Origin of the sequence: Paenibacillus apis (genome assembly GCF_018333295.1) — a bacterium.
GTDB lineage: Bacteria > Bacillota > Bacilli > Paenibacillales > Paenibacillaceae > Fontibacillus > Fontibacillus antibioticophila.
The window spans coordinates 1-24,691 of sequence record NZ_BORS01000026.1 but is presented as its reverse complement, the minus strand read 5'-3'; the positions used below and the strand labels follow the sequence as shown (position 1 = coordinate 24,691).

At 51.6% G+C, this 24,691-nt stretch carries 26 protein-coding genes and 1 riboswitch; all 26 genes read right to left on the bottom strand.

The genetic code is table 11. The features are described 5' to 3' along the window. Positions 1-12 precede the first annotated feature (12 nt). A riboswitch (cyclic di-GMP riboswitch) is annotated at positions 13-106 on the bottom strand. A gap of 203 nt (positions 107-309) precedes the next feature. Continuing rightward, entirely contained in the window at positions 310-2,808 is a 2,499-nt protein-coding gene (spoIIE, locus tag KI362_RS23875; protein ID WP_301630792.1) for a stage II sporulation protein E, read from the bottom strand. A gap of 417 nt (positions 2,809-3,225) precedes the next feature. Beyond that, complete coding sequence (locus tag KI362_RS23870; protein WP_044482593.1) at positions 3,226-3,708, bottom strand: S1 domain-containing RNA-binding protein; 483 nt, start codon at positions 3,706-3,708, stop codon at positions 3,226-3,228. 116 nt (positions 3,709-3,824) lie between these two features. Further along, positions 3,825-4,169 carry an FtsB family cell division protein gene (locus KI362_RS23865; protein WP_044482594.1) on the bottom strand — a complete coding sequence of 115 codons (345 nt, stop codon included), beginning with the start codon at positions 4,167-4,169 and terminating at the stop codon, positions 3,825-3,827. A gap of 18 nt (positions 4,170-4,187) precedes the next feature. Continuing rightward, positions 4,188-4,763: a spore cortex biosynthesis protein YabQ gene (gene yabQ, locus KI362_RS23860; protein ID WP_301630791.1), complete on the bottom strand. Its 576-nt coding sequence runs from the start codon at positions 4,761-4,763 to the stop codon at positions 4,188-4,190. Beyond that, positions 4,760-5,041 carry a sporulation protein YabP gene (gene yabP, locus KI362_RS23855; RefSeq protein WP_044482596.1) on the bottom strand — a complete coding sequence of 94 codons (282 nt, stop codon included), beginning with the start codon at positions 5,039-5,041 and terminating at the stop codon, positions 4,760-4,762. Before yabP ends, yabQ begins: the two co-directional genes overlap by 4 nt. 139 nt (positions 5,042-5,180) lie before the next feature. Next, positions 5,181-5,462 (bottom strand): RNA-binding S4 domain-containing protein, encoded by a 282-nt coding sequence (locus tag KI362_RS23850; protein ID WP_301630790.1) that lies wholly within the window; start codon positions 5,460-5,462, stop codon positions 5,181-5,183. Further along, entirely contained in the window at positions 5,462-5,734 is a 273-nt protein-coding gene (locus KI362_RS23845) for an HU family DNA-binding protein (protein ID WP_044482598.1), read from the bottom strand. The genes KI362_RS23850 and KI362_RS23845 overlap by 1 nt, the downstream gene beginning before the upstream one ends. 162 nt (positions 5,735-5,896) lie before the next feature. Beyond that, a complete protein-coding gene (gene mazG, locus KI362_RS23840) occupies positions 5,897-7,414 on the bottom strand; it encodes a nucleoside triphosphate pyrophosphohydrolase (RefSeq protein WP_301630789.1) in 1,518 nt (505 codons plus the stop codon). Between the two features lie 96 nt (positions 7,415-7,510). After that, entirely contained in the window at positions 7,511-9,157 is a 1,647-nt protein-coding gene (locus KI362_RS23835; protein ID WP_301630788.1) for a putative polysaccharide biosynthesis protein, read from the bottom strand. A 161-nt stretch (positions 9,158-9,318) separates the two neighbouring features. Further along, positions 9,319-9,861 (bottom strand): stage V sporulation protein T, encoded by a 543-nt coding sequence (gene spoVT, locus KI362_RS23830; RefSeq protein WP_044482600.1) that lies wholly within the window; start codon positions 9,859-9,861, stop codon positions 9,319-9,321. A gap of 258 nt (positions 9,862-10,119) precedes the next feature. Then, the gene (locus tag KI362_RS23825; RefSeq protein ID WP_301630786.1) at positions 10,120-11,253 is read right to left on the bottom strand and encodes a peptidylprolyl isomerase; all 1,134 of its coding nucleotides are present in this window, start codon (positions 11,251-11,253) and stop codon (positions 10,120-10,122) included. Beyond that, positions 11,240-14,767: a transcription-repair coupling factor gene (mfd, locus tag KI362_RS23820; protein ID WP_301630785.1), complete on the bottom strand. Its 3,528-nt coding sequence runs from the start codon at positions 14,765-14,767 to the stop codon at positions 11,240-11,242. Before mfd ends, KI362_RS23825 begins: the two co-directional genes overlap by 14 nt. A 114-nt stretch (positions 14,768-14,881) precedes the next feature. Then, positions 14,882-15,112 (bottom strand): anti-sigma-F factor Fin family protein, encoded by a 231-nt coding sequence (locus KI362_RS23815; RefSeq protein WP_044482603.1) that lies wholly within the window; start codon positions 15,110-15,112, stop codon positions 14,882-14,884. A 68-nt stretch (positions 15,113-15,180) separates the two neighbouring features. Then, positions 15,181-15,327 (bottom strand): hypothetical protein, encoded by a 147-nt coding sequence (locus KI362_RS23810; RefSeq protein ID WP_301630784.1) that lies wholly within the window; start codon positions 15,325-15,327, stop codon positions 15,181-15,183. Between the two features lie 30 nt (positions 15,328-15,357). Further along, positions 15,358-15,633, bottom strand: a complete 276-nt coding sequence (locus KI362_RS23805; RefSeq protein ID WP_301630783.1) for a hypothetical protein — start codon at positions 15,631-15,633, stop codon at positions 15,358-15,360. Positions 15,634-15,676: 43 nt separating this feature from the next. After that, complete coding sequence (pth, locus tag KI362_RS23800; protein WP_301630781.1) at positions 15,677-16,237, bottom strand: aminoacyl-tRNA hydrolase; 561 nt, start codon at positions 16,235-16,237, stop codon at positions 15,677-15,679. Between the two features lie 95 nt (positions 16,238-16,332). Further along, the gene (locus tag KI362_RS23795) at positions 16,333-17,286 is read right to left on the bottom strand and encodes a ribose-phosphate diphosphokinase (protein WP_044482605.1); all 954 of its coding nucleotides are present in this window, start codon (positions 17,284-17,286) and stop codon (positions 16,333-16,335) included. Between the two features lie 79 nt (positions 17,287-17,365). Further along, positions 17,366-18,772 carry a bifunctional UDP-N-acetylglucosamine diphosphorylase/glucosamine-1-phosphate N-acetyltransferase GlmU gene (glmU, locus tag KI362_RS23790; protein ID WP_301630780.1) on the bottom strand — a complete coding sequence of 469 codons (1,407 nt, stop codon included), beginning with the start codon at positions 18,770-18,772 and terminating at the stop codon, positions 17,366-17,368. A 124-nt stretch (positions 18,773-18,896) separates the two neighbouring features. Further along, on the bottom strand, positions 18,897-19,184 hold the full coding sequence (gene spoVG / locus KI362_RS23785) for a septation regulator SpoVG (protein WP_044482607.1): 288 nt from the start codon (positions 19,182-19,184) through the stop codon (positions 18,897-18,899). Between the two features lie 187 nt (positions 19,185-19,371). Then, entirely contained in the window at positions 19,372-20,196 is an 825-nt protein-coding gene (gene purR / locus KI362_RS23780; protein ID WP_044482630.1) for a pur operon repressor, read from the bottom strand. Positions 20,197-20,286: 90 nt separating this feature from the next. Further along, the gene (ispE, locus tag KI362_RS23775; RefSeq protein ID WP_301630779.1) at positions 20,287-21,141 is read right to left on the bottom strand and encodes a 4-(cytidine 5'-diphospho)-2-C-methyl-D-erythritol kinase; all 855 of its coding nucleotides are present in this window, start codon (positions 21,139-21,141) and stop codon (positions 20,287-20,289) included. 179 nt (positions 21,142-21,320) lie between these two features. Continuing rightward, entirely contained in the window at positions 21,321-21,500 is a 180-nt protein-coding gene (locus KI362_RS23770) for a protein sspF (RefSeq protein WP_301630778.1), read from the bottom strand. 196 nt (positions 21,501-21,696) lie between these two features. Then, positions 21,697-21,972 (bottom strand): biofilm formation stimulator Veg, encoded by a 276-nt coding sequence (veg, locus tag KI362_RS23765; RefSeq protein WP_044482610.1) that lies wholly within the window; start codon positions 21,970-21,972, stop codon positions 21,697-21,699. Between the two features lie 145 nt (positions 21,973-22,117). Then, complete coding sequence (yabG, locus tag KI362_RS23760; RefSeq protein WP_071784259.1) at positions 22,118-22,999, bottom strand: sporulation peptidase YabG; 882 nt, start codon at positions 22,997-22,999, stop codon at positions 22,118-22,120. A gap of 66 nt (positions 23,000-23,065) precedes the next feature. Further along, positions 23,066-23,953, bottom strand: a complete 888-nt coding sequence (rsmA, locus tag KI362_RS23755; protein ID WP_044482612.1) for a 16S rRNA (adenine(1518)-N(6)/adenine(1519)-N(6))-dimethyltransferase RsmA — start codon at positions 23,951-23,953, stop codon at positions 23,066-23,068. Next, complete coding sequence (gene rnmV / locus KI362_RS23750; RefSeq protein ID WP_301630776.1) at positions 23,950-24,522, bottom strand: ribonuclease M5; 573 nt, start codon at positions 24,520-24,522, stop codon at positions 23,950-23,952. Before rnmV ends, rsmA begins: the two co-directional genes overlap by 4 nt. Positions 24,523-24,691: the final 169 nt, after the last annotated feature.

Sequence of the window (24,691 nt, the reverse complement as noted above, 5' to 3'; positions counted from 1 at the left end):
TACCAAAGAAATATGGGCAACTGGCTGACATTTCCTCTACAGATTGGAGGAAGTAGTCCCTATAGCTTTGCGTCACTACCTTTCGATAGTTTTGCCGAATAGAGGTTGTTCAAAAAGGTGCTGAAAAGCCGGTTTTTTTGAACTCGCACTAATAAATATGCAATTATATGAGTAATTTTACTTTCCTTCAAATTAACAAAATTAATTTTAACATGTTTATGTCATGAAATCTATGAAATTTTCCCTATTTTAGCTACATATTTCCTGTGCCATTCGACCTATCACCTTGCAATACCCTCAACCATGTACCTAACTTACAGTTCTTGGACGCTCCAGACGGGTAACACCCGGAATATGCAACGTGGACCATTGCGGTAAATAATGATCAATTCGAGCTACCGCTACCGTCATATCATCCTGAATCACATTACTCTGATAACGGATCACAGCCTCCAACAAGCAATCGGCAATCTCTTGGGGATCCTCCGATTGAATCTCCTGAATGAGGCGCTTGATCCACAGCTCTTTATTCACGGCGTATCCGGGAGCATCATAGATGCCGTCCGTCATCATCACCAGCGTATCGCCGGGATACAGCTGTACGGTTACCAAGTCAATCTCGATTTCCTGTACAATCCCTATCGGCAGATTGCTGGCCATGACCGGAATGACCTCCTGCCCTCGTTTAATAAAGCTGGGAGACGAGCCTATTTTCAGAAAAGTAGTCCGGGCCGAGTATTCGTCAATCAGCGCCATATCGACCGTAGCATAGATTTCATCCGGGGAACGAAGCATCAGAACCGAATTAACGGACTTGATCGCGAGTGTCTCGTCCATTCCAGACTGGAGCAACTGCTCAAGAATGCTCAAGGCCGTGCTGCTCTCCTGTCTGGCCCGCTCGCCATTTCCCATCCCGTCACTGAGCGCTACCGCGTAAGTTCCGTTGCCCAGTTCAACCGTACTGACGCTATCGCCGGACAGCAGATCTCCACCCTTCGCCGTACCCGCTACACCGGTCGTGATCTCATAGGATTTGGCTGATCCAAACGTTACGGTGGCTAGACCCTCCCTGCCTCCATGCATCGTCTCGCCTATGACAGCAATGTGCTCCTCCAAAATATCCGAAAGCAAGGGGGCGATCATTTTGCGGCATTCATCGAATCCCCGGGTATAGGCATGGACAATCTCGATTTCAACATTTCCGTGATCCAGATTCACGATATCGATGCTATGAATGGAAAGCCCCATCTTCTCCAGCGCCTCCCGAATCTGCTCCTCTTGCTTGTACATCGCTTGCCCTTCGCGTTGAATCTCCTTGGCCAGATCCTCCATGACCTGCGATACTCCTGATAATTGCTCCGCGACAAGCAAACGGCTATCGTATATTTGCCGTTTCCAGTGCATATCATGTTCATACAAGCTGTATTCACGCTTCATGACACCGAGCACCTGCTCGCTCTTGGTGCACAATCGGTTCCATCTGGCAGGCAGCTGCTCTTTGGTAATGCCGGGGTTTTCCTCCACCGCCGACATCATCTCCGTCATAAGCTTATAAGTTTGATAGAAATTCCCGTCCCAGCAGGTTTTTCTACGGAAGCAGGTGGAACAAGCACCCTCGGTAACCGCCGTCATAAAATGGTCGACCTCTTCGCTGCGCTTGGCGATCTCACCCGAGCTGGCCATCTGGCCGAAGCTGCGCGACAGCTGCTTGAAGACCTCTGAAAATTGAGTAACCCGGCCGGCCGTAACCTCCCGCATCCGCTTGGCATACTCATGCTGGCTTTTCGTATGATCCTGGGTTCCGGGAATGTACTTGGCGATAGAACTGATCACACTCTTCGGTGTCACCATAAAGAACAGCACCGCGACACAGGTCTCCCAGGTCGAGGCCATCACTTCATCAGGCCCGTTCAGATAGATCGACAGAATCGAGGAGCCTAACAGCATCCCCAGACCGACAGCCCACTTCCTGCCCTCGCGCAGCATTCCCGCAAGCATTCCGGAGAAAGCCAAAAGACTCATTTGATAGAGTGCTGCGGTATCAGCCAGACTTAAAATCAAGCCGGTAATAACCCCTACTGAAGCCCCCAGCGTTGCTCCGCCCACCATGGCGAACAACAGAATCAAATAACGAGTCAGCATATGCTCAAGGGAGAGTCCGGATATTTCCCACCCGACCGATCCGGTCATCACTGACGCCAACAAGATCACGAGGCAAATGATCTCCTCCGTTCGCAGCTGGTGATTGCGCTTTCGATACGTAAAGACCGGAATGGCCTGAATGAAGACCAAGGCGAGTACAAAGCTGAGTACCGAATCCATCACTGTAATCATCAGGGCATACCATGATAACGAAGGGCCGATTACCGCCTCAAACAGAAGCACAAGAAAGGCGCTTGTAAATACCATCATCGGAGCATAAGATACCTCGGCCCTTTCAAAGGACTCCATGCCGCGATGAATTAAGTAAAATACAAGCAGCTCCGCCGCAATCACGGTAGCGTGATGACCGGAGACAGCCATAGCGCCGACCGTCATAACTGCTCCCGTCATTACAGCGATATCGCGCCGCATAAACATCATGACTGCAAAAAAAGCAATAGCAAAGGGAGACAGCTCGTCCAGGATCGTCGCCTTGCCGAGCAGGAAGCTCATCAAGAGGAACAAGCCGTTCCATTTGTTTGCAGCAAACAGCCGGCTGAGCTTGTTTATAACCGGGATCTGCCTCCACTTGTTCCAGTAAAACGCTCCTGCCTGCTCTTTCGCCTTCTTCAACCCGGGGAACGGGATGACATTCCATTTGTCCATCTCCTGGCACCGCCTTTTACGTTTTTAAAGGTTGTTCAAAAAATCATCTTTGAACATGCACTTTTAGTAAGGTATGTCCCATTATAGGAGCGGTCAGGCGGAAAGTTTGTCATTTGCCGGAGTACAAGCCTTAGAAATTTCCGACAAATTGAGAGCGGGCTACGAAACATCGCGAACCCATGCCTCTCATACAGCTGCACGATACGAAGCGTGCTTATGTTCGTAATAACACTTGGATAGGAAAGCCCGTTTGCTTGTCATATTCCTTGTGGATTACCATGGATTGCGTTGGAACCTGTCGGCTCCGGCAAGAAGACGACAAAATAAGTTTTTATGTGAAAATTATAGCTTGTTGATGTCGCGAAGCACGCAAAAAACCGCAGGCATAACTGCCTGCGGTAGTTCTTTATCATGAATTTACATGCGTTTGGCTCCGCGTCCTCCGCGTTTGCCTTCCGTGTTCTTCTTCAACGACGAGATACGTTCCTCGCTGTCCTTAAGGAAACGGGAAACTTTATCTTCAAAAGAAGCTTTGTTCGCTTGCGGCTTGAAAGGACGTCCTCCGCGATCCCGGTTAAATCCTCCACCCGGACGGTCACCATCACGGCCACCACCACTTGGACGGTCGCTGCGCGGCGCACGAGGCGGTCTAGCCTCTACCGGCTTATCAACGGCTTGCTTAATGGAAAGTCCGATCTTGCCGTCCTTGTCGACATTGATTACCTTCACCGTAACCATATCGCCAATCTTCAGATGATCATTGACATCCTTTACGTAATTGTCAGCGATCTCTGAAATATGAACGAGACCCGTGACACCTCCTGACAGATCCACAAATGCTCCGAAATGCGTGATGCCTGTCACTTTTCCCTCTAACTTGGTGCCCACTTCTATTGACATAAAATAAAATGATCCTCCCTTAAAAATATACAGCAAGGCCACGAAATCATGACTGCGGTGATTTGATTATACATAATGACTGAAACAAGGTCAACAGCCGTATATCCCGCTTGGAGTCAATCATTTCCCCCATTTTGTCCGGAGATTCGCACCGGAATTTCACCAGGTTTATAAAGTCCATATTTCTTCATTGCTATCTGGCCGATATATTCGGGGTCCTTGAGCCGGTTAAGCTCATATTTTAATTGAACAAGCACTTGTTCATTTTCTGATTTTACCGTCATCCGTTCCGCTAATTGACTGGCTTTGACGCCAATCTCGCCGGATTGATCCATATAAGTATAGCCTGCCCAACCGATAAAGAGCGCCATAAAGGTCATCCACAAACGGATACGTCGACGAGCGCCGGCTGACTTAACGGGAGCTTGTTTCTTGGAATTGACTGTCGTGTTCTCCCTCACCGGGCCCACCTCCTTTATTCACTCTTGATCCTTGCCACGCCATTGTCTCCATAATTTTACCACATATTCCCTTGACATGCGAAGCCTGTCCGGTATATGCAGCGCATTTAAGATAGGACGGAAAGCCCAGGCAAGCAGTTTCCAAATTGGGAACAGCGTAACTCTTCCCAGAAAAATGATTAGAATCCAGAGAAATCCGAGCAAGAGTCTAAAACCCTTCCAAAGCCACTTGATCGGAACAACGAGGATCAAATAAATCAGTCTGACACTAAATCTATATATCCTCTGGACTATACGAATTAAATTTACCACAAAACGCTCGGTCAAAACACTCAGAAACAAAAAATGAATCCATACTCCTAGAAATAGTCCTAAAAACACATAAAAACGGAGCTCTCCGTGATTCACATGGTACAGCATCCGGAACACAAACAGCGCGGAGGCCATCCAATAAAACAAATCGAGCAGATGTACACTCCAGCGAGGAAAGCGAAGCTGACCCGATACTACGCGGTAGCTGTCAAAGGCAATCCCCATGAGCGTTCCGGAAGCCAGCATCCATACCAGGGTCAACCATTGTGTCTGCAGGTTCATCGGAAGAGCTTGCCAAGGAAGCCCTTGCCTGACGGATTAGCGCCCGGCTCCAGATAGGACAAGGAGTTAACCTGACCTTCGATGCTGACAAGGCCTTGCTCCAGATTCAGATTCTTGATATGTAAATTATGACCGCGAATCGTTAAATGCCCCAGCTCCGTTTGAAGCAAAAATTCCTCGCTGTCAAAGCTCTCCACGTTCAGGACTCCCGAGATTTCCAGCAGCTTCCTGTTCAGTAAATGCAGCTCCTGACGTTTTCCCTTTCCCTGTTCGACCATGGCATGTACCCCTCCTTCTTAACACTAGCTTATGGGAGGGACTTCTTCTTTAGAACCGCCGCTGAACCTGTTCTGCCGGATTCCGGATAAAAAAAAGAGCATGTCCCAAATCATTGGAACATGCTCTCATGCCGCCCGCCTAATTCCAGTCGAAGCCGGAATCCTTGGAGATCGGCTCTTCCTTGACCAAGGTATACATGGTTGCAGCCTCGTCCTTGCGAGTGGTCTCTGCCAGACGCTCGACGCGTACCGTAACCAGCTTTTGGCCGAATTGAACGGTAATCTCATCGCCAACCTTAACAGCAGAACTCGGTTTGGATTCACGCCCGTTGACGAGGACTCTTCCTTGCTCGGAGACATCCTTCGCTACGGTACGCCGCTTAATTAACCGGGACACCTTCAGGAATTTATCAAGACGCATTATTTTACAGCTTCTTTAAGCTTGTTGCCCGCTTTGAAAGCAGGTACGTTCGAAGCAGGAATCTCGATTGTTTTACCTGTTTGCGGGTTGCGGCCTGTACGACCGGAACGTTTGCGAGTTTCGAAAGTTCCGAAACCGATCAGTTGAACCTTGTCGCCACCTGCAAGTGCATCGGTGATTTCGCCGAGAACACCGTTCAATACGGTCTCAACGTCTTTTTTAGTCAAACCGCTTTTGCTGGAAATGTTGTTGATCAGATCTGTTTTGTTCATTAATAATGCCTCCCAATAATTAAAGAAATAGATGGATACTTACGGCCTAGCCCCTGTGGCTCATAGCCGTATGGATATCTTTGTATGATTATTCTGTCTTGAAACAGAAAATCCTGCCCGAAGGGCAACTTTTTTTTGAAATTTCCAAAAAAAAGCCGTTTTTTAGCGATTTTTGTATTCCTTGGCGGCTCTTTCAAGCTCCTTCGCCTGGTCCCACAAGATGTCCATTTCCTTCAACGTAGCGTCTTCCGGGCGCTTGCCTGCCCCCCGAAGCTGTTCTTCCACATAGCTGAAGCGTCTGACAAATTTCGCATTCGTCATGGACAAGGCTTCCTCCGGATCAGCTCCAATCCGGCGGGCTGCATTGACTACGGAGAATAGAAGGTCGCCCAGCTCCAGCGTCTGTTCCTGGGCATCCAATCCGGTTTCAACGGCGGCCCTGAATTCGGAGATTTCCTCCTCGATCTTGGCCCAGATCCCGTCCATCGAATCCCAATCGAAGCCCACCTTGGCTGCCTTCTTCTGAAGCTTGTACGCCTTCATCAACGCAGGAAGGTCGCGCGGCACTCCGCTTAGCACAGATAATTGCTCCGGATCAATCCCCTTCCGGCGCTTCTCTTCCGCCTTCATGGCCTCCCAGTTGCCCAATGCGGCTTCAGCATCCTTGGCACTCTTATCCCCGAATACATGAGGATGACGGTACAGCAGCTTCTCATTCAAGGTCTGGATCACGTCATAAGCGGTGAACATCCCGCTTTCTTCCTCCATCTGCGCATGAAGCATGACTTGAAGCAGCAAGTCACCGAGTTCCTCCCGCATATGATCGGGATCATCCTCGTCAATGGTCTCCAGAACCTCATAAGCCTCTTCGATAAGATTCTTGCGAAGGGATTGATGCGTCTGCTCCCGGTCCCAAGGACAGCCGCCCGGACTGCGGAGAATCGCCACGATCTCGTGCAGACGCTCGAAGCTGCGAATGCGCAGCTGGTCGTCGCTGCTGGCAGGCACATAGACGAGTGAGAGATTGCCATAGCCTTCGACCCGGTCCAGCTCATATAACGGAACATGCAGCACCTGTTCGGCTCCCTGGACGCCAAGAGCATGCCCCACAATAATCGGGTAGTCATCCGGATAGCTCTCCATCAGACTCAGCTTGACATCAGAAGCGGTAAATACGTCATAGACCTGACCGATCAACGTATGCCTCCGGGAATCCACATCTGCTCCTGTGAGAGAGGAGGCATCCAGCAATTGAAAGCCTTCAATCGGATCGAAGCCGAGTGCTGTGAAGGCCGCATCCAGGAAGCTTTCCCCGCCGATGATCTCAAGAGGAATTCCGGCCTCCGGGCAGCGCTCCTTTAGCAATTTGACCGTCGCCTCGGCTACCATCGGATGTCCCGGCACAGCGTATAGAATCTCCCGGCCGTCCGGTGCTGATCCAGCGAGCGATATCAAGCGCCGGGTTATCTCCTCATAGACCGAAGGGAAGTCATCACTGGCTTCGTAGACATCGTCGAAGGATGTGAAGGCCACACCCGTCTCCTCCAGCCACTGGACGACAGGATGATCCTTCGTGCGTACATATCTCTCCTCCGCGTCCTGCAGCCTCTTCAGGCTTCCCAGCGTCAGCTTGTCCGGATCACCTGAGCCCAGTCCGACAACGGTAATTACAGCTCCCACTATCTCATCACACTCCATCATTGTGCAGCTTGTTATGCTGTCCATTATTTACTATACCATCAGAAGGGCTTCAGAATAAAATTTACAGCCCCGGCGCTAGCGAAGCAGCCGCAGCTTCCGAAGCGTCTGGACCAGCTTCGGGCCATACCGCGGCAGGGCGCCCAGCTCTGCCGCAGTGATCAGGCGCGCCCGCACCGCGGCGGCCGCAAACACGGCTGCGCCGAGCAGCACGCCGAGCAGGCTCTCCGCCAGGGCCGCCAGACGGCCCGGCGGGAGCGAGGCTGCGGCGGCAAGGCGCAGCAGCAGCACGGCGGCCATCATCGCCAGGATGGCCGCCGCAGGGCGCACCAGCACGTCCGCCAGACGCGGACGAAGCCCGGTGCGCCGGAGCAGCAGCGCGAGGTTCAGCGCTGCTGCACAGCCGTAGGCGGCGATGCCTGCGATCGCCGCCCCGGTCATGCCGTGCTGCGGGACGAGCAGCACGTTCAGCGCCGCCTTGAGCACCGCGGCGGCGAGCAGGTGAACGGCCGGTGCGCGCACCTGGCCGAGGCCCTGGAGGAGCGCGGCCGTAATGGCGGCCAGCGCGCCGGGAGCGGCGCTCCAGGCGACCCAGGCGAAGGTCGCGCTTCCGATGCTGTCCTTGTACAGCATCATATTGATCGGCTCGGCCAGCACGGCAAGGCCGGCTGACGCAGCTAAGCCGATCAGCCAGAACCAGCGGAGCGCCAGACCGGTGTGCCGGGTGATCCCTTCCTGGTCACCCTTGGCATTCAGCTCCGCCATCACTGGAATGTACAGCATCGACAACGAGGTGGCCAGCATGGTCACCAGCTGCACCAGCGGAATGCCCCGATTATAAACCCCAACGGCGGTCATTACTTTAAGCTCATCCCCATGAAAGGCCAGCAGACGAGGCAGCGTGAACGTATCGACCAGACTGATTAACGGGACCGCCAATGCAGCTAGACAAATGGGAATGCCATAGCGCAGCATCTCCCTTAGCAGGCTCCTGTCGGTGCCACTGCGGGCAGGACTCACGTCCTCTCGTCTACGACCAGCCTTGCGGTAATCCCGCCAATACAGCAGCATGATAAATAACCCCGCAGCCCCGCCAAAGGCCGAGCCGGCCAGTGCACTGCCGGCCACCACGGACTCGGCAGCCCCTTGGGCAGTGAAATAGAGCAGCAGGCCCACCATCACCGCAACGCGGACCACTTGCTCTGTTACCTGTGATACTGCCGTGGGCAACATATTTTTCTGCCCTTGAAAAAAACCTCTCAGCGCAGCGCTTAACGGCACAAAGAGCAGTGCCGGGGCTGCTCCCCGCAATGCGGGAATAAGCTGGCTGCTCCCGATCCATTCCGCCAGCAGCGGAGCCCCCAGATACATCAGCGTCCCCCCTGCGGCTCCGAAGCCGAGCATAGCCCGTGATGCCGTGCTCAGCACCCTCATTTCCCCGGCCTCATCCCCTTCCGCCCGTCGTTCTGCTACGAATTTGGATACGACCGTGGGAATCCCGGCAGCAGCAAGCGTAATCATCAGGGTATAAAAGGGATATACGGTATTATAAATGCCAAAGACACCGTCCCCGCCGATATTTTGCAGCGGAATCTTCTGGAGGGTGCCGATCAGCTTGCTAACGATCACCGCGATGCTTAATGCTGCTGCTCCCTTAAGCAGACTGGCTGAAGAATTTGACTGTTTGCGCTTCATGAACTCGTACCTACTTCTCGGTTTCGACATTACCGTTCAGATCCCATTATATGACGAAACCTTCTTTCTTCGCCATAAAGCCCCCTTGGTCGTCTCCACGCACATAGCAAAAAACACACCCCTGCTCAGGACGCTTGTCCTGAGAATTCAGGGAATGTGTTCCATCTGTCTGTAGACTCCTAGCCTGCGTGCTACTGCTCCATCTGCTTGGCAAGAAACCCAGCCGCCGTCTCCGCCATTTTTGATTCCAAATCCGACATTTTGATTGAATCATCCTTATTCATCAGAACCACTGTACCGATTGGATCCCCGCCTGAGATGATCGGAGCGATAACAAACGAGGAGAGGGTCTCCGAATGATCACGGTTAATCTCATAAGTCCCCGTATTCGTCTCGATAATAATTCTGCGGTGCTCCATACTATTCTCCAGCAGAGAGCTGATCGGCTTGTCCAAATATTCCTTCTTGGAAGCGCCTGCCACGGCGATCAGTGTATCCCGGTCAGAGATCAGTGTCGTATGCCCGGTACTCTCATACAACGATTCCGCATACTCCTTGGCAAAGTCGCCCAGCTCTCCGATCGGCGAATATTTCTTCAAGATTACTTCTCCATCACGATCCACGAAGATTTCCAACGGATCTCCTTCACGAATCCGCAGTGTGCGACGGATCTCCTTCGGAATGACTACCCGGCCTAAATCATCAATACGGCGTACAATTCCAGTAGCTTTCATTTTACATGTTGCCCCGCTTTCTTAAGATGTATTGAACTACTGTTCGGTTTTGGATCACTTATTTTTAAATACGGATATTGGCTGCTCAGGAGAGATTCGGCTGTTGTGATTCTGACCATAGTATTCATCCCTTTCCAACCGCTTATGCATAATAAATTTCCGGATATCCCTCCTTCCTTTCAAGACCCGGCAGACAGAAAGGCAGCGCGAGAATTCTCGCGCTGCCGGGCTTGTCCTGTGCCTAAGCAAGGAAAAGGCTTATTTGCTGTTGTTCGTACCTGTATCCGTTCCTTCTGTGCCCGCATTGCCGCCGTCTGTACCTGTGTTAGTGTCGGTACCTGTATTGGTATCGGTGCCTGCATTGCCGTCAGATTCCGTACCGCTGTCGGTGCCTTCTTCAGTCGTCTCTACTTTTGGCAGATCAATGCTCTTGATGACCTTCTCCTCCAGCTCACCGCTCATAAATTCATCAAGCTTCTGGGAAGCGATCGACATCTTGATCAGGTCCTTGTCATCTTGAGTCAGATCATCCAAGGTCTTCTCCGTACGAGCCTCCACACGCATGATGTGGTAGCCGTAAGTGGTCTCTACCGGCTCACTGATCGTGTTCAAAGGAAGCGTAGCCGCCTTCTCCTTGAATTCAGTTACCCAGTTACTGATTGGCGTATCGGCATACAGGCCGCCATTATTGATATTGGTCTCGCCATCGGAGGAGTACTCCTTCACGAGCGTCGCAAAATCTTCACCCGCATCCAGCTTTCCTTTTACCTCATTCGCAAGCTTAAGTGCATCCTCTTGGCTGCGTTCTTTGCCTTCCTTATCGGTAAATCCGATCAGGATATGGCGTACGGAAGCCGTAATATAGTCTTCCTTGGTAGCTTCGAATTCAGTGGCTACATCCTCATCCGTCACTTTAGCCTGCTCGCTTTGCATAACGGTATAGATCTTGATCATATAGTTCTTGAATTCTTCTTCAGTTAGCTTTTGAGCGTCCAGCATGCTCTTGAACTGGTCAGCTCCCATCGATTCCTTCATGGCTGAGAATTGCTCTTCCGCTTTCTTCTTGCCGGTTTCCTTCGCCGTATCGTCAGCCTTTCCTTCCAAATATTCATAAGTAATTACTTGCTTCACCAAATAATCACGGAAATCATCCAGTTGCAAGAACTGTTCCATTTGCGGCTGAAGCGCAAGTACAATTCGCTGCTCCAGATCGAATTCATTTTCAGTAATTTCGCCGCCTTCATAAGTTGCAATAACCTTGCTGGTATCGCCCTTGCCGCTATTGGCCGTGTTGTCCTCTTTCTTGCCGCAGCCCGCGAGTGCAGACACAGTCAGCACTGCAGCCATAACTATAAGCAGCGTCTTCCAAGAACGCCCTTTACCTTGAAACATTTTGTAGTTCCCCTTTCGCTTTGAACGAGTCCTTCAGGGCACCCAGGAACTGCTCCAGCAGGCCCATCATTTCTTTTTCGTCCATTCCCTTGGTTTGAATGCGGATCACGATATTTGATCCTTGGTTAAATTGTACACGTCTTCCGAATAGATTTCCAACTTCCATGAATTTGGCGGGGATTATGATCTTCTCTCTGCCTTCATAGAACTTCAGTACAACCTCCTCGCCGCGGAGAGTGACGGATTCAATACCGTACCGTTTGCCGTAGAGCTTCACCCGTGCCACAGACATCAGATTCTGAACGGCCTCCGGCAGCTCCCCGAAACGGTCAAGCAGCTCGTCCTCCAGCTCCGCAACCTCCTCGAAGGTAGCCGCTGAGGCTGTCTTTTTATAAATCTCAATCTTCTGAATACTATCATAAATGTAATCGGAAGGTAAATACGCATCAATTCCCAGATCAATAGCGGTATTCCAGGAGACTTCATCCTCCTGCTGCTCGCCGAGCATCGTAATCTTCCGCTTCTGAATCTCTTCCGCCAGCATTTGCGAATACAGATCAAAGCCGACGGAGGCGATGAAACCGTGCTGCTCCGCACCAAGCAGGTTGCCTGCACCGCGAATCGAGAGGTCGCGCATCGCGATCTTGAACCCGGAGCCAAGCTCAGTGAACTCCTTGATCGATTGAAGCCGCTTCTCGGCCACTTCGGTCAAGGATTTATCCCGTTGATACGTAAAGTAAGCATAAGCGATCCGGTTCGAGCGCCCGACACGTCCCCGCAGCTGATACAGCTGGGATAACCCCATCTTATCCGCATCATGAACAATCAGAGTATTTACATTCGGGATATCGACCCCTGTCTCAATAATGCTCGTGCTGACAAGCACATCATATTCCCCGTCCAGGAAATCAAGAATGGTCTTCTCCAGCTCCTGCTCGGACATTTGCCCGTGGCCGATCCCGACTCTTGCATCCGGCACCAGCATCGAAATCTGTGCAGCCATCTCCTGGATGCCTTGCACTCGGTTGTACAAATAGTAAATTTGGCCGCCCCGGGCCATTTCACGCTCAATGGATTCGCGCACCAGTGCCTGACTGTGCTCCACCACATAGGTCTGTACCGGGAAACGGTTCTCCGGCGGGGTCTCAATGACCGACAAATCCCGTACTCCGAGCATCGACATATGCAGGGTCCGCGGAATCGGTGTGGCTGTCAGGGTAAGCACGTCCACATTGGTCTTAAGCTTCTTGAGCTTCTCCTTATGCGTCACTCCAAAACGCTGCTCCTCATCGACAATCAGCAGTCCCAAATCCTTGAACACAAGGTCCTGGGATAAAATACGATGCGTTCCGATGACGATATCAACGGTTCCTTGACGGATGCCCTTGATCGTCTCGTTCTGCTCCTTCCGGCTGCGGAAGCGGCTCAGGGACTGAATATTGATCGGATACTCGCCGAACCGTTCACGGAAGGTCTCATAGTGCTGCTGAGCCAAAATCGTCGTCGGCACGAGTACGGCAACCTGCTTGCCTTCGATCGCTGCCTTGAAGGCCGCGCGAATCGCTACCTCGGTCTTCCCGTAACCTACATCACCACACAGCAGACGATCCATCGGACGGGACTGCTCCATATCCTTCTTGATCTCCTCGATGGCGCGCAATTGGTCCGGAGTTTCTTCATACGGGAACATGCCCTCGAACTCCTGCTGCTCCGGACTATCCTTCTCAAAGGCATAGCCAGGAGAGGCTTGCCGCTCTGCATACAGCTTAATGAGATCATCGGCTATATCCTGAACGGAGGAACGGACCTTATTCTTAACCCGGGTCCATTCATTTCCGCCAAGCTTGTAAATCTTAGGCTCCTTGTCTTCGGAGGCTACATACTTCTGGATCATATCAATCTGCTCGATCGGAACGGAGAGCTTATCTCCGCCGGCGTACATGATATGCATGTAGTCCTTATGAATGCCGCCGACCTCAAGCGTACCGATCCCCAGATACTTCCCGATTCCGTGGTTTTGGTGAACCACATAATCGCCGACCTTCAGCTCGGAATAGCTCTTGATCCGCTGCGCATTGTCCATGCTCTTTCCGGCCTTGCGCACCTTGCGCTGCTTCTGCGAGAACATTTCGCCTTCCGTAATGACAACCAGATGCACGGAAGGAAGCTCAAAGCCGGACTGCAGATTCCCTTGGAGCAGGGTAGGCTCCTCGATCCCGTAATCCTCCAGGACCCGGCGCATCCGATCCATCCGCTCCTCCCCGTTGGCCAGCATAATGACCTGGGACCCGCTCTTCTTCCATCGCTCCATCTCTGCCTTCAATACATTCATCTGACCATGGAAATCTTGCATGGTCCGGCTGACAAAGTTCAGAATGTTCTGTGGCTGGGTATGGGGAACCTGACGCAGGAACAGCGACAGGAACAGGGTCTGGAACGGACGGTGATACAGTACGCGGTCCCCGCTGAGCGCAAGCGGCAGCTCCGGCAGGCTCTTGCCGTTCTGAAGCAGATGCAGATTCCACTCGGATTCATCCCGCTCCAGTTGTCTGGCTGTCTCCAGCAGACGAGCCGGTTCGTCCAGAATCAATAACGTATCCTCTGGCATGTAATCATACAGTATTTTGTTCTCGGGGTAGATCAAGGATATATATTTATAGATTTCAGGGAAATATACATGTTCCCTCATCAGTTCAAGCTCACGGGAAATTTCATCCCGGAGCTTGTTCTTGGCCTGACGGTCCGTCATCTTCTCCAGTTGCATCTCCAGGCGGGCCTCAGCCATCTGCGCAGCCTTCTCCAGCCGCTCCTTGGAGGCGATCAACTCCTTGCAGGGAGGAACGCTTACCTGCTTAACCTGCTCGATGGAGCGTTGGTCAGCCGGGTCAAAGGTACGGATCGAGTCGATCTCATCATCAAACAATTCGACACGATAGGCAAGTGAAGAGGTTAACGGATAGAAGTCGATAATTCCGCCGCGCACGCTCATCTCGCCCCGTGATTCTACACGTTCCACCCGCTCATAGCCAAGCTTGACCATGCGGCTGAGGAAGGAGTCCAGCTCCAGAATGCCCCCCAGCTCGATGGACAGGCCGGCTTCGGCGATCTCCTCCGGAACCGGAATGAAGCGGCGCACACCAGAATAAGGCACCACCACAATGCCCCGGAATGAACGGGAGGAGCATTGCAGCAGAACCTCAATTCGCTGAGCCAGCGTCTCGGGACTCGAGACCGCCGCCTCTGCAGCAACCAGCTCATTGGCCGGGTATAGCAGGACCTGACCGGGTGATAGCGCTTCCTGTAGATCTTCAGCGATTTTCTGTGCGGCAAACATATTATGGGTCACGATGAGCAGGGGCCGATTACTCTCCTGATGCAGGGCTGCCAGCGCCACTTGCCGGGATGAACCCGACAAACCGGAGATTAGCTGTTCCTTCATCCCTGCACCTACTCCCGCCACCATCGATGCAAAGTCCGTGTCGCGGGAAAATGCTTGTATTAGTGCTTGTAACAAATGAGGCACCTCTCTAATAACTATTATTTTCAACGATCCATGTCATTACAGCGAGTACAGCGAACCAAAAAGGAGCCTCAGCAACCGTGCCAAGGCTCTGTATCTGTTATCCATTTACTGCAGAAGATTCGAGAGAAGCGTCAATTCCGGGTTGTTGTCCAGCGCTTCCTTGCAATAATCACATGTAATTCGGACTGTTGTATCGCCGTTCGAATTATACGCTATTATATCTCTGCGCTCATCAGGGGTCAAGAATTGGAACCCCAGCTGGGACTCAGATACCTGGTCTGAATCTATTCTACCAATAAATGTACGGCAATGCCTGCAAACATAGTTTATAGCCATATCTATATGCCTCCCGAAGGTCGATTATACCCTTCAGTATGCCCAGTTAAGCCTGTATCAAGTCTCGTTCAGTAAAAAGTTGAGCTCAATAGTTTAATTATGCCTACTTTCTTGAGCCCCCACGCACTCACAATTTTAATGCCTTTTGTCACTAAAATCGCCACATGAACTCCCATATCCGCAATTTTAATGCCTTTTGTCACTAAAATCGCCACATGGACCCCCACGCCTGCAATTTTAATGCCTTATGTCACTAAAATCGTCGCATGGACTCCCATATCCGCAATTTTAATGCCTTTTGTCACTAAAATCGCCACATAGACCCCCACGCCTGCAATTTTAATGCCTTTTGTCACTAAAATCATCACATGAACTCCCATATCCGCAATTTTAATGCATTTTGTCACTAAAATCGCCACATGGACTCCCATATCTGCAATTTTAATGCCTTTTGTCACTAAAATCGCCACATGGACCCCCACGCCTGCAATTTTAATGCCTTTTGTCACTAAAATCGCCACATGGACTCCGCGCCTGCAATTTTAATGCCTTATGTCACTTGTCCTAACCGTTGAACCTGGCCATCGTCTGTTCAAACGTATGATCCAGACTGTATTCCAGCGCATCGCACGCTGCTTCAATAGACTGGGTTAGCAGCGGCACTTCCTTCTTGCTAAAGCCGGACAAGACGTAGTCCACAACCGCGAACCCCGGCTCTGGACGGGAAATTCCCATACGGATTCGGTTAAAGCTCTGGGTTCCGGTATGCTGGATGATGGACTTGATGCCGTTATGTCCCCCTGCGCTCCCTTGATAGCGAAGGCGGTTGCGCCCTACCTCCGTGTCCAGATCATCATAGACGACGATCATGTCCTCAAGCGGCACTTTATAATAATCCATAAAGGCACGAACGGCTTCACCGGACAGGTTCATATAGGTCATCGGCTTGATCAGCGCTACCTTGCCTCCCGGCAGCATGCCTTCCCCGATCAACGCCTTGCATTTGCTCTGCTTGATGGCGATGCCATGGCGTTTGGCCAATTCATCCAGCGCCATGAAGCCGACATTATGTCTTGTCTTCTCATACTTGGTCCCGGGATTGCCAAGACCTACGATCCACTTCATTGCAGTACCTCCACGTCTCGTATCTTCATACGCCGATAGGGGTTGCGCCTCGTTCGAGGGCGCAACCCCTGATGTAATCTCAATAACTGATGTGCTTATTCGATCTCGAACAGCTTGCTGATGGACAGCTCCTCATGGACGCGAATGATCGCCTCGCCCATAAGCGGAGCAACAGATAAAATCTTCAGCTTGCTGGTCGGATTCGGATGGGTAATCGGAATGGTGTCCGTTACGATAACTTCCTTCAGCGGCGAATTCTCAAGGCGCTCCATCGCCGGTCCCGACAGCACCGGATGGGTACAGCATGCGTATACCTCTTCCACCCCGCCTTCCTTCAAGGCATTGGCGCCGAGAATAATAGTGCCCGCCGTATCGATGATATCATCAATCAGAATCGCCGTCTTGCCCTCGATGTTACCGATAATGTTCATCACTTCGCTGACATTCGGCTCCGGACGGCGCTTATCGATAATAGCCAGAGGTGCATTCAAGAAATCCGCCAGCTTCCGCGCACGAACAACACCGCCATGGTCCGGAGATACGACAACCGGATTCTGGATGTGCTTGGAACGGAAATATTGAGCCAGAATCGGAACGCCGAGCATATGATCGACAGGAATATCGAAGAAGCCCTGAATCTGCATGGCGTGCAGATCCATCGTAATCACACGGTGGGCTCCCGCCTTCTCGATCAAATTCGCTACGAGCTTGGCCGTAATCGGATCGCGCGAACGAGCTTTGCGGTCCTGACGGGCATAACCATAGTACGGAATAACAACGTTGATGCTCTTAGCCGAAGCCCGTTTCAGAGCATCTACCATGACAAGCAGTTCCATCAAATTATCGTTGACCGGTGCACAGGTCGATTGAACGATATACACATGGCAACCGCGGACACTTTCAGACAGCTTGACTTGAATCTCGCCATCGCTGAAGCTTGTCGTCTCCGAATCTCCCATCGGAATGCCGATGTAATCTGCTATTTGATGGGCCAGCTTGGGATTAGAGTTACAAGTGAATATCTTCAGTTTAGAATCACAATAAGTCATAAATTTAATTACCCTCCGTGCTAGTAGATAGTTAGTTATCCCGTCAAAAAATAAAAGTTTGCTATGAATACACCATCCGTTAGTCTTGCTGCTTCTTCGCTTGTGCCTTCGCCTTGGCTCTAGCACGTATCTTATCGGCATAGCCCGGCTTGTTCTCCTGCCGGATCCGGGCAACTGCCAGATCATTATCTCCAACCGAGTGGGTAATTGTCGAGCCTGCCACTACAAAGGCTCCGTCACCGATCTTGACCGGAGCAATCAAATTGACATTGCTGCCAATGAACGCATCGTCTCCGATTTCGGTTACGGATTTATTATACCCATCGTAATTAACCGTTATTGCACCACAGCCGATATTTACGTTCCTGCCAACCTTGGCATCGCCGATATAACTAAGATGGGATACCTTGGCTCCGTCATCCAGCGTGGCGTTCTTGATCTCTACGAAATCTCCTACCTTCACATGCTCGCCAAGCTTGGTGCCCGGACGCAAATAAGCGAATGGTCCTACCGTCGTTTCTTTACCGACTTCCGCCTGCGTAAGGACCGACCGTGTTACCTTCGCGCCATGATGAATCACACTGTCTTCAATTTCCGCAGCGGGACCGATGATGCAATCTTCTCCGATTACAGTCTGTCCCTTCAGGATCGTGCCTGGATAAATGACCGTATCTGCTCCTATGACCACATCCGCTCCAATATAGGTAGAGGATGGATCAATTAGCGTAACTCCGCCGAGCATATGTTTCCGGTTGATCCGTTCACGCATCAGACTCTCCGCTTCAGCCAATGCCAGCCGATCATTGACACCGATCGACTCCGAATGATCCGAGGTTTGATAGCCTTCCACTTTCTCTCCAGCCTGAACCAGGATTCCGATCACATCGGTTAAGTAGTATTCCTGCTGAGCATTGCTGTTTGTTACCTGCTCCAGCGCCGCAAATAACTTCGCATTATCAAAGCAATAAGTACCCGTGTTGATCTCCTGTACCGCATCCTCATCAGGGGTGCAGTCCTTCTGCTCGACAATCCGCAGAACAGAGCCGCCGACTGTGTCACGAATAATCCGTCCATAGCCCTGCGGCCGATCCATTGATGCCGTCAGAATCGTCGCCGCAGCCCCTTGGCGGGTATGCAGCTCGATCATAGCCTGCAGCGTATCCTCTTTCACAAGCGGAGTGTCGCCGCAAATCACAATGGTCGTTCCCTCTTCCTGGCTGAGCAAGGCGCCGGCTTGCTTCACGGCATGTCCGGTTCCCAGCTGCTGCTCTTGCAACACGTATTCGGCACTCGTTCCCAGATAAGACTTGACCGCATCGGCGCCGTGGCCAACAACCACGATTCTGCGCTCACATTCGATTTTCTTCACCGTATCAAGCACATGCCCGACCATCGGTTTGCCGCTTACGGGATGCAGAACTTTGTAGAGCTTCGACTTCATTCGCTTCCCTTGACCTGCGGCAAGAATAATCGCAAATCTTTTCAAGGCCCTGGCCTCCTTCTCTTGAACTCATTACTGAATATATCTCATTTAGGGCAAAAAGAAAAGAGAGCCATGGTCACATGGCTCCCTTTTCTCGAACCCCAATTAGTGAATCAAAACTAATGACTTAAGCTCCCTCTTCAATAGCAACCTCTTCTTGTTCGGCAGCTCGCTCGTACTCAGCCAGGACCGCAGCTTGGATCTTCTCACGTGTTCCTGAAGAGATCGGATGCGCAATGTCCCGGAATTCCCCGTCTGGAGTACGCTTGCTTGGCATAGCCACGAACATCCCATTATTTCCATCAATTACACGAATGTCATGAACAACAAACTCGTTATCGATGGTAATGGATGCGATCGCTTTCATCCTGCCTTCAGAGCTGACTCGGCGGAGTCTTACATCCGTAATTTGCATATGTGTTCACCACCTTTTTCCATCAGAGACTTGGTGTAATATTCCACATAGCAAACGGAAATCCTTTTTTTTTTGCGAACAAAATAGCCTGATTTCAAGGTTTTTTTTGAAAAAAAGAGCTTTTCGACACGTTTCGTCTTAATTTCCAGTCGTTTTACAGAGAATCGACATTGAGCTCCCTATTTTTCTAGGAAAAATAATTCCCCGGCGCTACCGAAATTTCCTTTTCCTTCGCATCTACTGCGGTCAGTGTAGCCAGCGAGATATAATCCTGCAGCAACCGCTGCCCGGATTCTACTTCCCCCGATTCTACCAGAACGCCGACTCCGGCAACAGTAGCGTTGAACTCCGCTAACAGATCTACCATTCCCTGGATCGTGCCCCCTGCCTTCATGAAGTCATCAACGATTAACACCTTTGACTTCTCCTTCAGAGCTCTCCGGGACAAAGTCATCGTATGCAGACTCTTATGAGAACCGGATACATAGTTAATGCTTACGGCCGAGCCTTCCGTCACCTGATGGTCACGGCGCACCAGTACGACGGGCAGGTTCAGCTCCGCTCCTGTAGCATAAGCCAGCGGGATCCCCTTCGTCTCCACGGTCATGACGCAATCAATGTCCTTGCCTGCAAATGCAGTGGCAAACAATTTCCCCGCCTCCTGCATAAAGCCCGGCAAGCCTAGCAAATCAGACATATACAAATAACCGCCAGGCAGAATCCGCTCCGGCTCCGACAACTTCACACACAGACGATTCACAAAATCAAGCGCCTGCTCCTTGCCCATCTTCGGGATATATCTTACGCCTCCCGCAGCCCCGGCCAGCGTCTGCAGCTCGCCGGTGCCTTCCTCTTCGAATACTTCCTTTATGATCCCGAGATCCTCGCTGATTGAAGACTTAGCCGCGCCATAGCGCTGGGCGAAGGTGGTTAGCGGGATGAGTTGATGCGGTCGTGCCAATAAATACTGGGTCATTTCCACCAACCGTGCGCTTCTCTTAAATTTTTTCACGAAGAACCCCTCGCTAAATCCGAATATTATATTGTAAATATAACATTTTTGTACGTTTTTTATCAAGTTTTTTCCTGTCGTTTCCAAGCTTTATGTCAATAAGCGAACCGCGTACACCTCTTTGCAGAAGCCGCGAAGGCCATTATAGATTCTCGGAACCTTCGATTCCTTCGATACCAGCCCGAATACGGTCGGACCGCTTCCGGACATCAGAACGCCATCGGCCCCGAGCCGGATCATCGTGTTCTTTAAATGAGCGACATCCGGATACAGCTCCAATGTCACGTCCTCCAGCACATTTCCAAGCTCTCTGCACACTCCGTCAAAAGAACCCTGCTCAATCGCCGCTCTCATCCGTGCTGCCGAGGGATGCGAGACAAGCTCATCGGCTCTCAGCCGTCCGTACACATCCGCCGTCGATACATTGATCGGCAGCTTCGCCAGGATGACCCAGCATTGCGGGGGCGCGCTCAAGGGGGTCAGCTTCTCTCCTCTGCCGGTAGCAAGGGCAGTTCCTCCGGTTATGCAGAAGGGCACGTCCGAGCCTAGCTCTTCGCCAAGCTTTTTCAGCTCTTCCTGCGAGATCCCGAGGTTCCATAACCGGTTCAGTCCGCGAAGAGCTGCGGCGGCATCACTGCTTCCGCCTGCCAAGCCTGCGGCAACAGGGATTTTCTTATCCAGATGAATATGAACGCCGCTTCTGACATCGTAACGATCCTTAAGTAATCTGGCTGCCTGAAAAGCCAAGTTCTTCTCATCCAGTGGGATATAGCCGGCCTGGCTAGAGATAATGATTGTATCTCCGGGGAGAGCACTCATTTCCAAACGATCGGACAAATCTACCATGGACATGATCATCTCAACCTCATGGTAGCCGTCCGGGCGTTTATGTAAAACGTCCAGCATTAAATTGATTTTAGCTGGCGCCTTTTCGTATATTTTCATTCCGCCCGCCCCTTCCTTCACCATGTCAGACTTAGCTTATTATAAAAAAAAGTGCGCGCTAAGTCTATGCACAGAAGACATTCTCTTTCTCTCAACCAAAAATGCCAGCGTGCAGAGGTGGTGAATAGCAGACAAAAAAACGAGGGCAGGCCCCTCATCTGGAAGCCCGCCGGATTGTTCTATTGCTGCTTGGATGCGGCACGCTCCGCCAGCTCTATAGCCCGCTTGACCATATTGCCGGCATCCTTCGCCCGTATCCCGCCCCAGCCTTCCTGCTGGACCGTGTCGTAGAACCCAAGATCCTTCGCCAACTCTACCTTCAGAGCCTCAGACATGATACTGCGTCTTCTGCGCGACATGTACACTCCTCCTTGGTTATAGGAATCAGGGAACACATCTGTAGTGTGCTCCCGCTCTCGGGATTCATGCCAAGTGAAATCTTCCATGCGTCCGGATCAAAATACAATGATGTCCGCGATAAATGAACACCATGAAAATAAAAAACCGGCTCAAGTGAAATTTTCACTGAGCCGGTTTTGTCATCCAACAAGATGTTTAAGGTTTCGAATACGATAGCCTCATCCCATTGTCACTGTCACCGATCATGACTTCAACGGATTCGGTAAGGATATCGGCGTAACTATAGGATACACGCTTGGTTGATTGCTGCTCTTCATCCAGCTTAACGATGAAGACCGAAGGATAGGTCTCCTCCAGCACTCCGGTGCGTTCTACGGTCTTACGGCGACCACCGTTTGCACGCAGCATAATCTTCTGTCCCACGTGAGCGTCAAGACTATGTTTTATTTCTGACAGCGCATTTTTAGCCATTGCCTGTGACCACCTTCCTTCTTTGTCCATTATACAAGAAAGGTGGGGGTTTTGTCAAATCAAAATAAATAATTATATCAGCATGAAAAAACGGTTGTCAACGGTTTTTTTTCTGTATGCAGGGTTAAGCTATAAATTTGTGAAATTACATCGACGGAATGACCTTTAGCCCCGATAAATCCTTCAATTTGGGCAGGCCAATCCGATAGCACCCTCGCGTCTCGATGCCTCCGACTCCTTGCGTTCCGCTGACCGTATGGTTCAAGACATCCGTAATATGAATCGTGTCCCGAATCGAGGTTAAGGACGCCTTGGCAGCGATGTAGACCGGATCCAGCGCGTGGATCAGCACGCGGGAAGGAGAGGACGCGAAATTGGCTCCAGCCTGGAGCAACGCCTCAAAATGCGACTGACAAGCTCCTGCGACGATGGTTAAGGCATCGAAGTTCCGCTCATATTGTCTGGCTGTCTGAATGGCCTCCACAAAGTGCTTGGAATTCTTATAGCTGGATAAGCTATATAAATCTGCTGTTGGTCGATTCTTTAACACTCCATCATGCCCGGTAAGCACCACAATATCCGGCTGGATGCTTGGCAGCAGACGATACAGGGCATTGGCCATGCCGGATTCGTTGATATAATATCCGTGGGCCGGTACATGGAGCTTCTCATACAGGCTCATGCTTTTTTTCAAATAGCGCTCATCACCGTCCAGATGCAGAACCGTACCCGGAACCTCGAAGTAAGAGGGCTCTCCGCTCACGTACCATTCCCGGCTCACTTCGGATTGATTCCGCTCAGCTAGCTGCTTCCGGTTCTGATGCAGCCGCTCCAGGGATTCCGTCGCCTTGATCCTGGCTTTCTCTTCCCCTGCTGCGGCTTGATGTACTCGGGTCAAATCGCTCAGCGGCGCATCCGCCAAAAGCCGAAATTCCGTCCCTTTGATAATGGCCTGCTCCCGCACGATCTTTTCTATCCGGAAAGTGATATCTCCACCATAGGATTTGCGGACGACCAAGTCTCCCATACTCGTCAAATCAATCACCTCTTTCCCATCGTATGGGCAAATGAGGTGATTGGTTACATGAAATGATTAAACGGTTAGTCCTGCAGCATACAGGACGTCACTGAGCACGGCGAACTCCTGCAGGCTGAGCGTCTCTGCGCGTCGGGACGGCTCGACCCCGGCCTCAGCCAATAAGGCCTCAAGGCGCTCCCGCCCTTCGCCGGAGAAGAAGCGGCTTTTCAGATTGTTCGCAATCGTCTTTCTCCGCTGCGTGAACGAGGCCTGTACCACCTCGAAAAAGAAGGCCTCGTCCTTCACTTGCACCGGAGGCGTCTGACGCACCTTCAGGCGAATTACAGCCGATTCAACATTCGGCTGCGGGATAAACACACTAGGCGGCACCGTACAGACGAGCTGCGGCTCGCTATAATACTGTACGGCAATGCTCAGGCTGCCGTAATCCTTGCCGCCCGGCGATGCGGCCATACGCTCGGCAACCTCCTTTTGGATCATAACTACGATATTCTCCAGGGGCAGTCCCGCCTCTAGCAGATTCATCATGATCGGTGTAGTCACATAATACGGAAGGTTAGCCACAACGCTAACCGACTGGCAATCACCGAACTGCTCGGCGAACAGCTGCTGCAAATCCAGCTTAAGCACATCGCCATGGATCACCGTGACATGCCCGTAGGGCTCCATAACCTCTTCCAGAATCGGCAGCAAGCGCTGGTCGATCTCTACAGCAGTTACCTTGCCTGCAGCCTGGGCAAGCTTCTCCGTCAAGGCCCCAATCCCCGGACCGATCTCAAGCGCGCCCTTGGTCTCGTCCAGACCCGCAGCATCAACAATTTTGGCGAGTATATTCTGATCAATCAAGAAGTTCTGACCCAGACTCTTCTTGAATTGAAATCCATGCCGCTGGATGATCTCCTTCGTCCGTCGCGGCGTTGATACGTCCTCTCTATTTGTCACAGGCGGTCTCCCCATTCCTTCTCCAAATTGTTCAAGGCAGCGGCAAATTCCTCCCGGCTAATTCGAAATACGGAGAGCCGCTTAAAGAGCTGCTTGCCGTTGCAATAGCCGATTCCCAGCATCTCACCGATATAGCGGCGGCGGGCCGCCGCCTCGGGGTGTACGATCAGCCCTGCTTCAATCAGATCACTCCAGGTAATCCCGGACTCTTCATCCACGGCCTTCGCTCCGGGAGCCATCTCGGTCCGGACATGGGCCAAGGCATGGCGAATCGCCTCCGGAGAGGCGTTCTCCACGCCGATATCGCCCCGCTTCGTTGCGTCCGCCTCTGTCAGAAAGGCATGCTTGCATCCGGGCACCCGGCGGGCGACGATTTTGCGTATACGCTCCCCTGCATGGTCCGGATCGGTAAAAATAATAACTCCTCGGCGCTCCATCGCCAGAGCTATTTTTCTCAATGTCATCTCGTTGATCGCCGATCCGCCGGTCTCAATCGTATCCGCCTCAACAGCCCGCTTGATGGCAACCGTATCGTCTCTCCCCTCGACGACAATGACCTCCTTGATCATCCTGGTCCATTTCCTTTCCGTCAAATCATCTAAAGTCTTAACAATCAGGACCACCCGTCCAACGGGTGGTTTGCTCTTGGGGTATAACCCCCTGTTGCCAAACTGCGCCTAAAGACGCTAGCCTGACAGCAAATCTGTTCAGGCTCAGTGTTATTTGTCTCTTTCACTT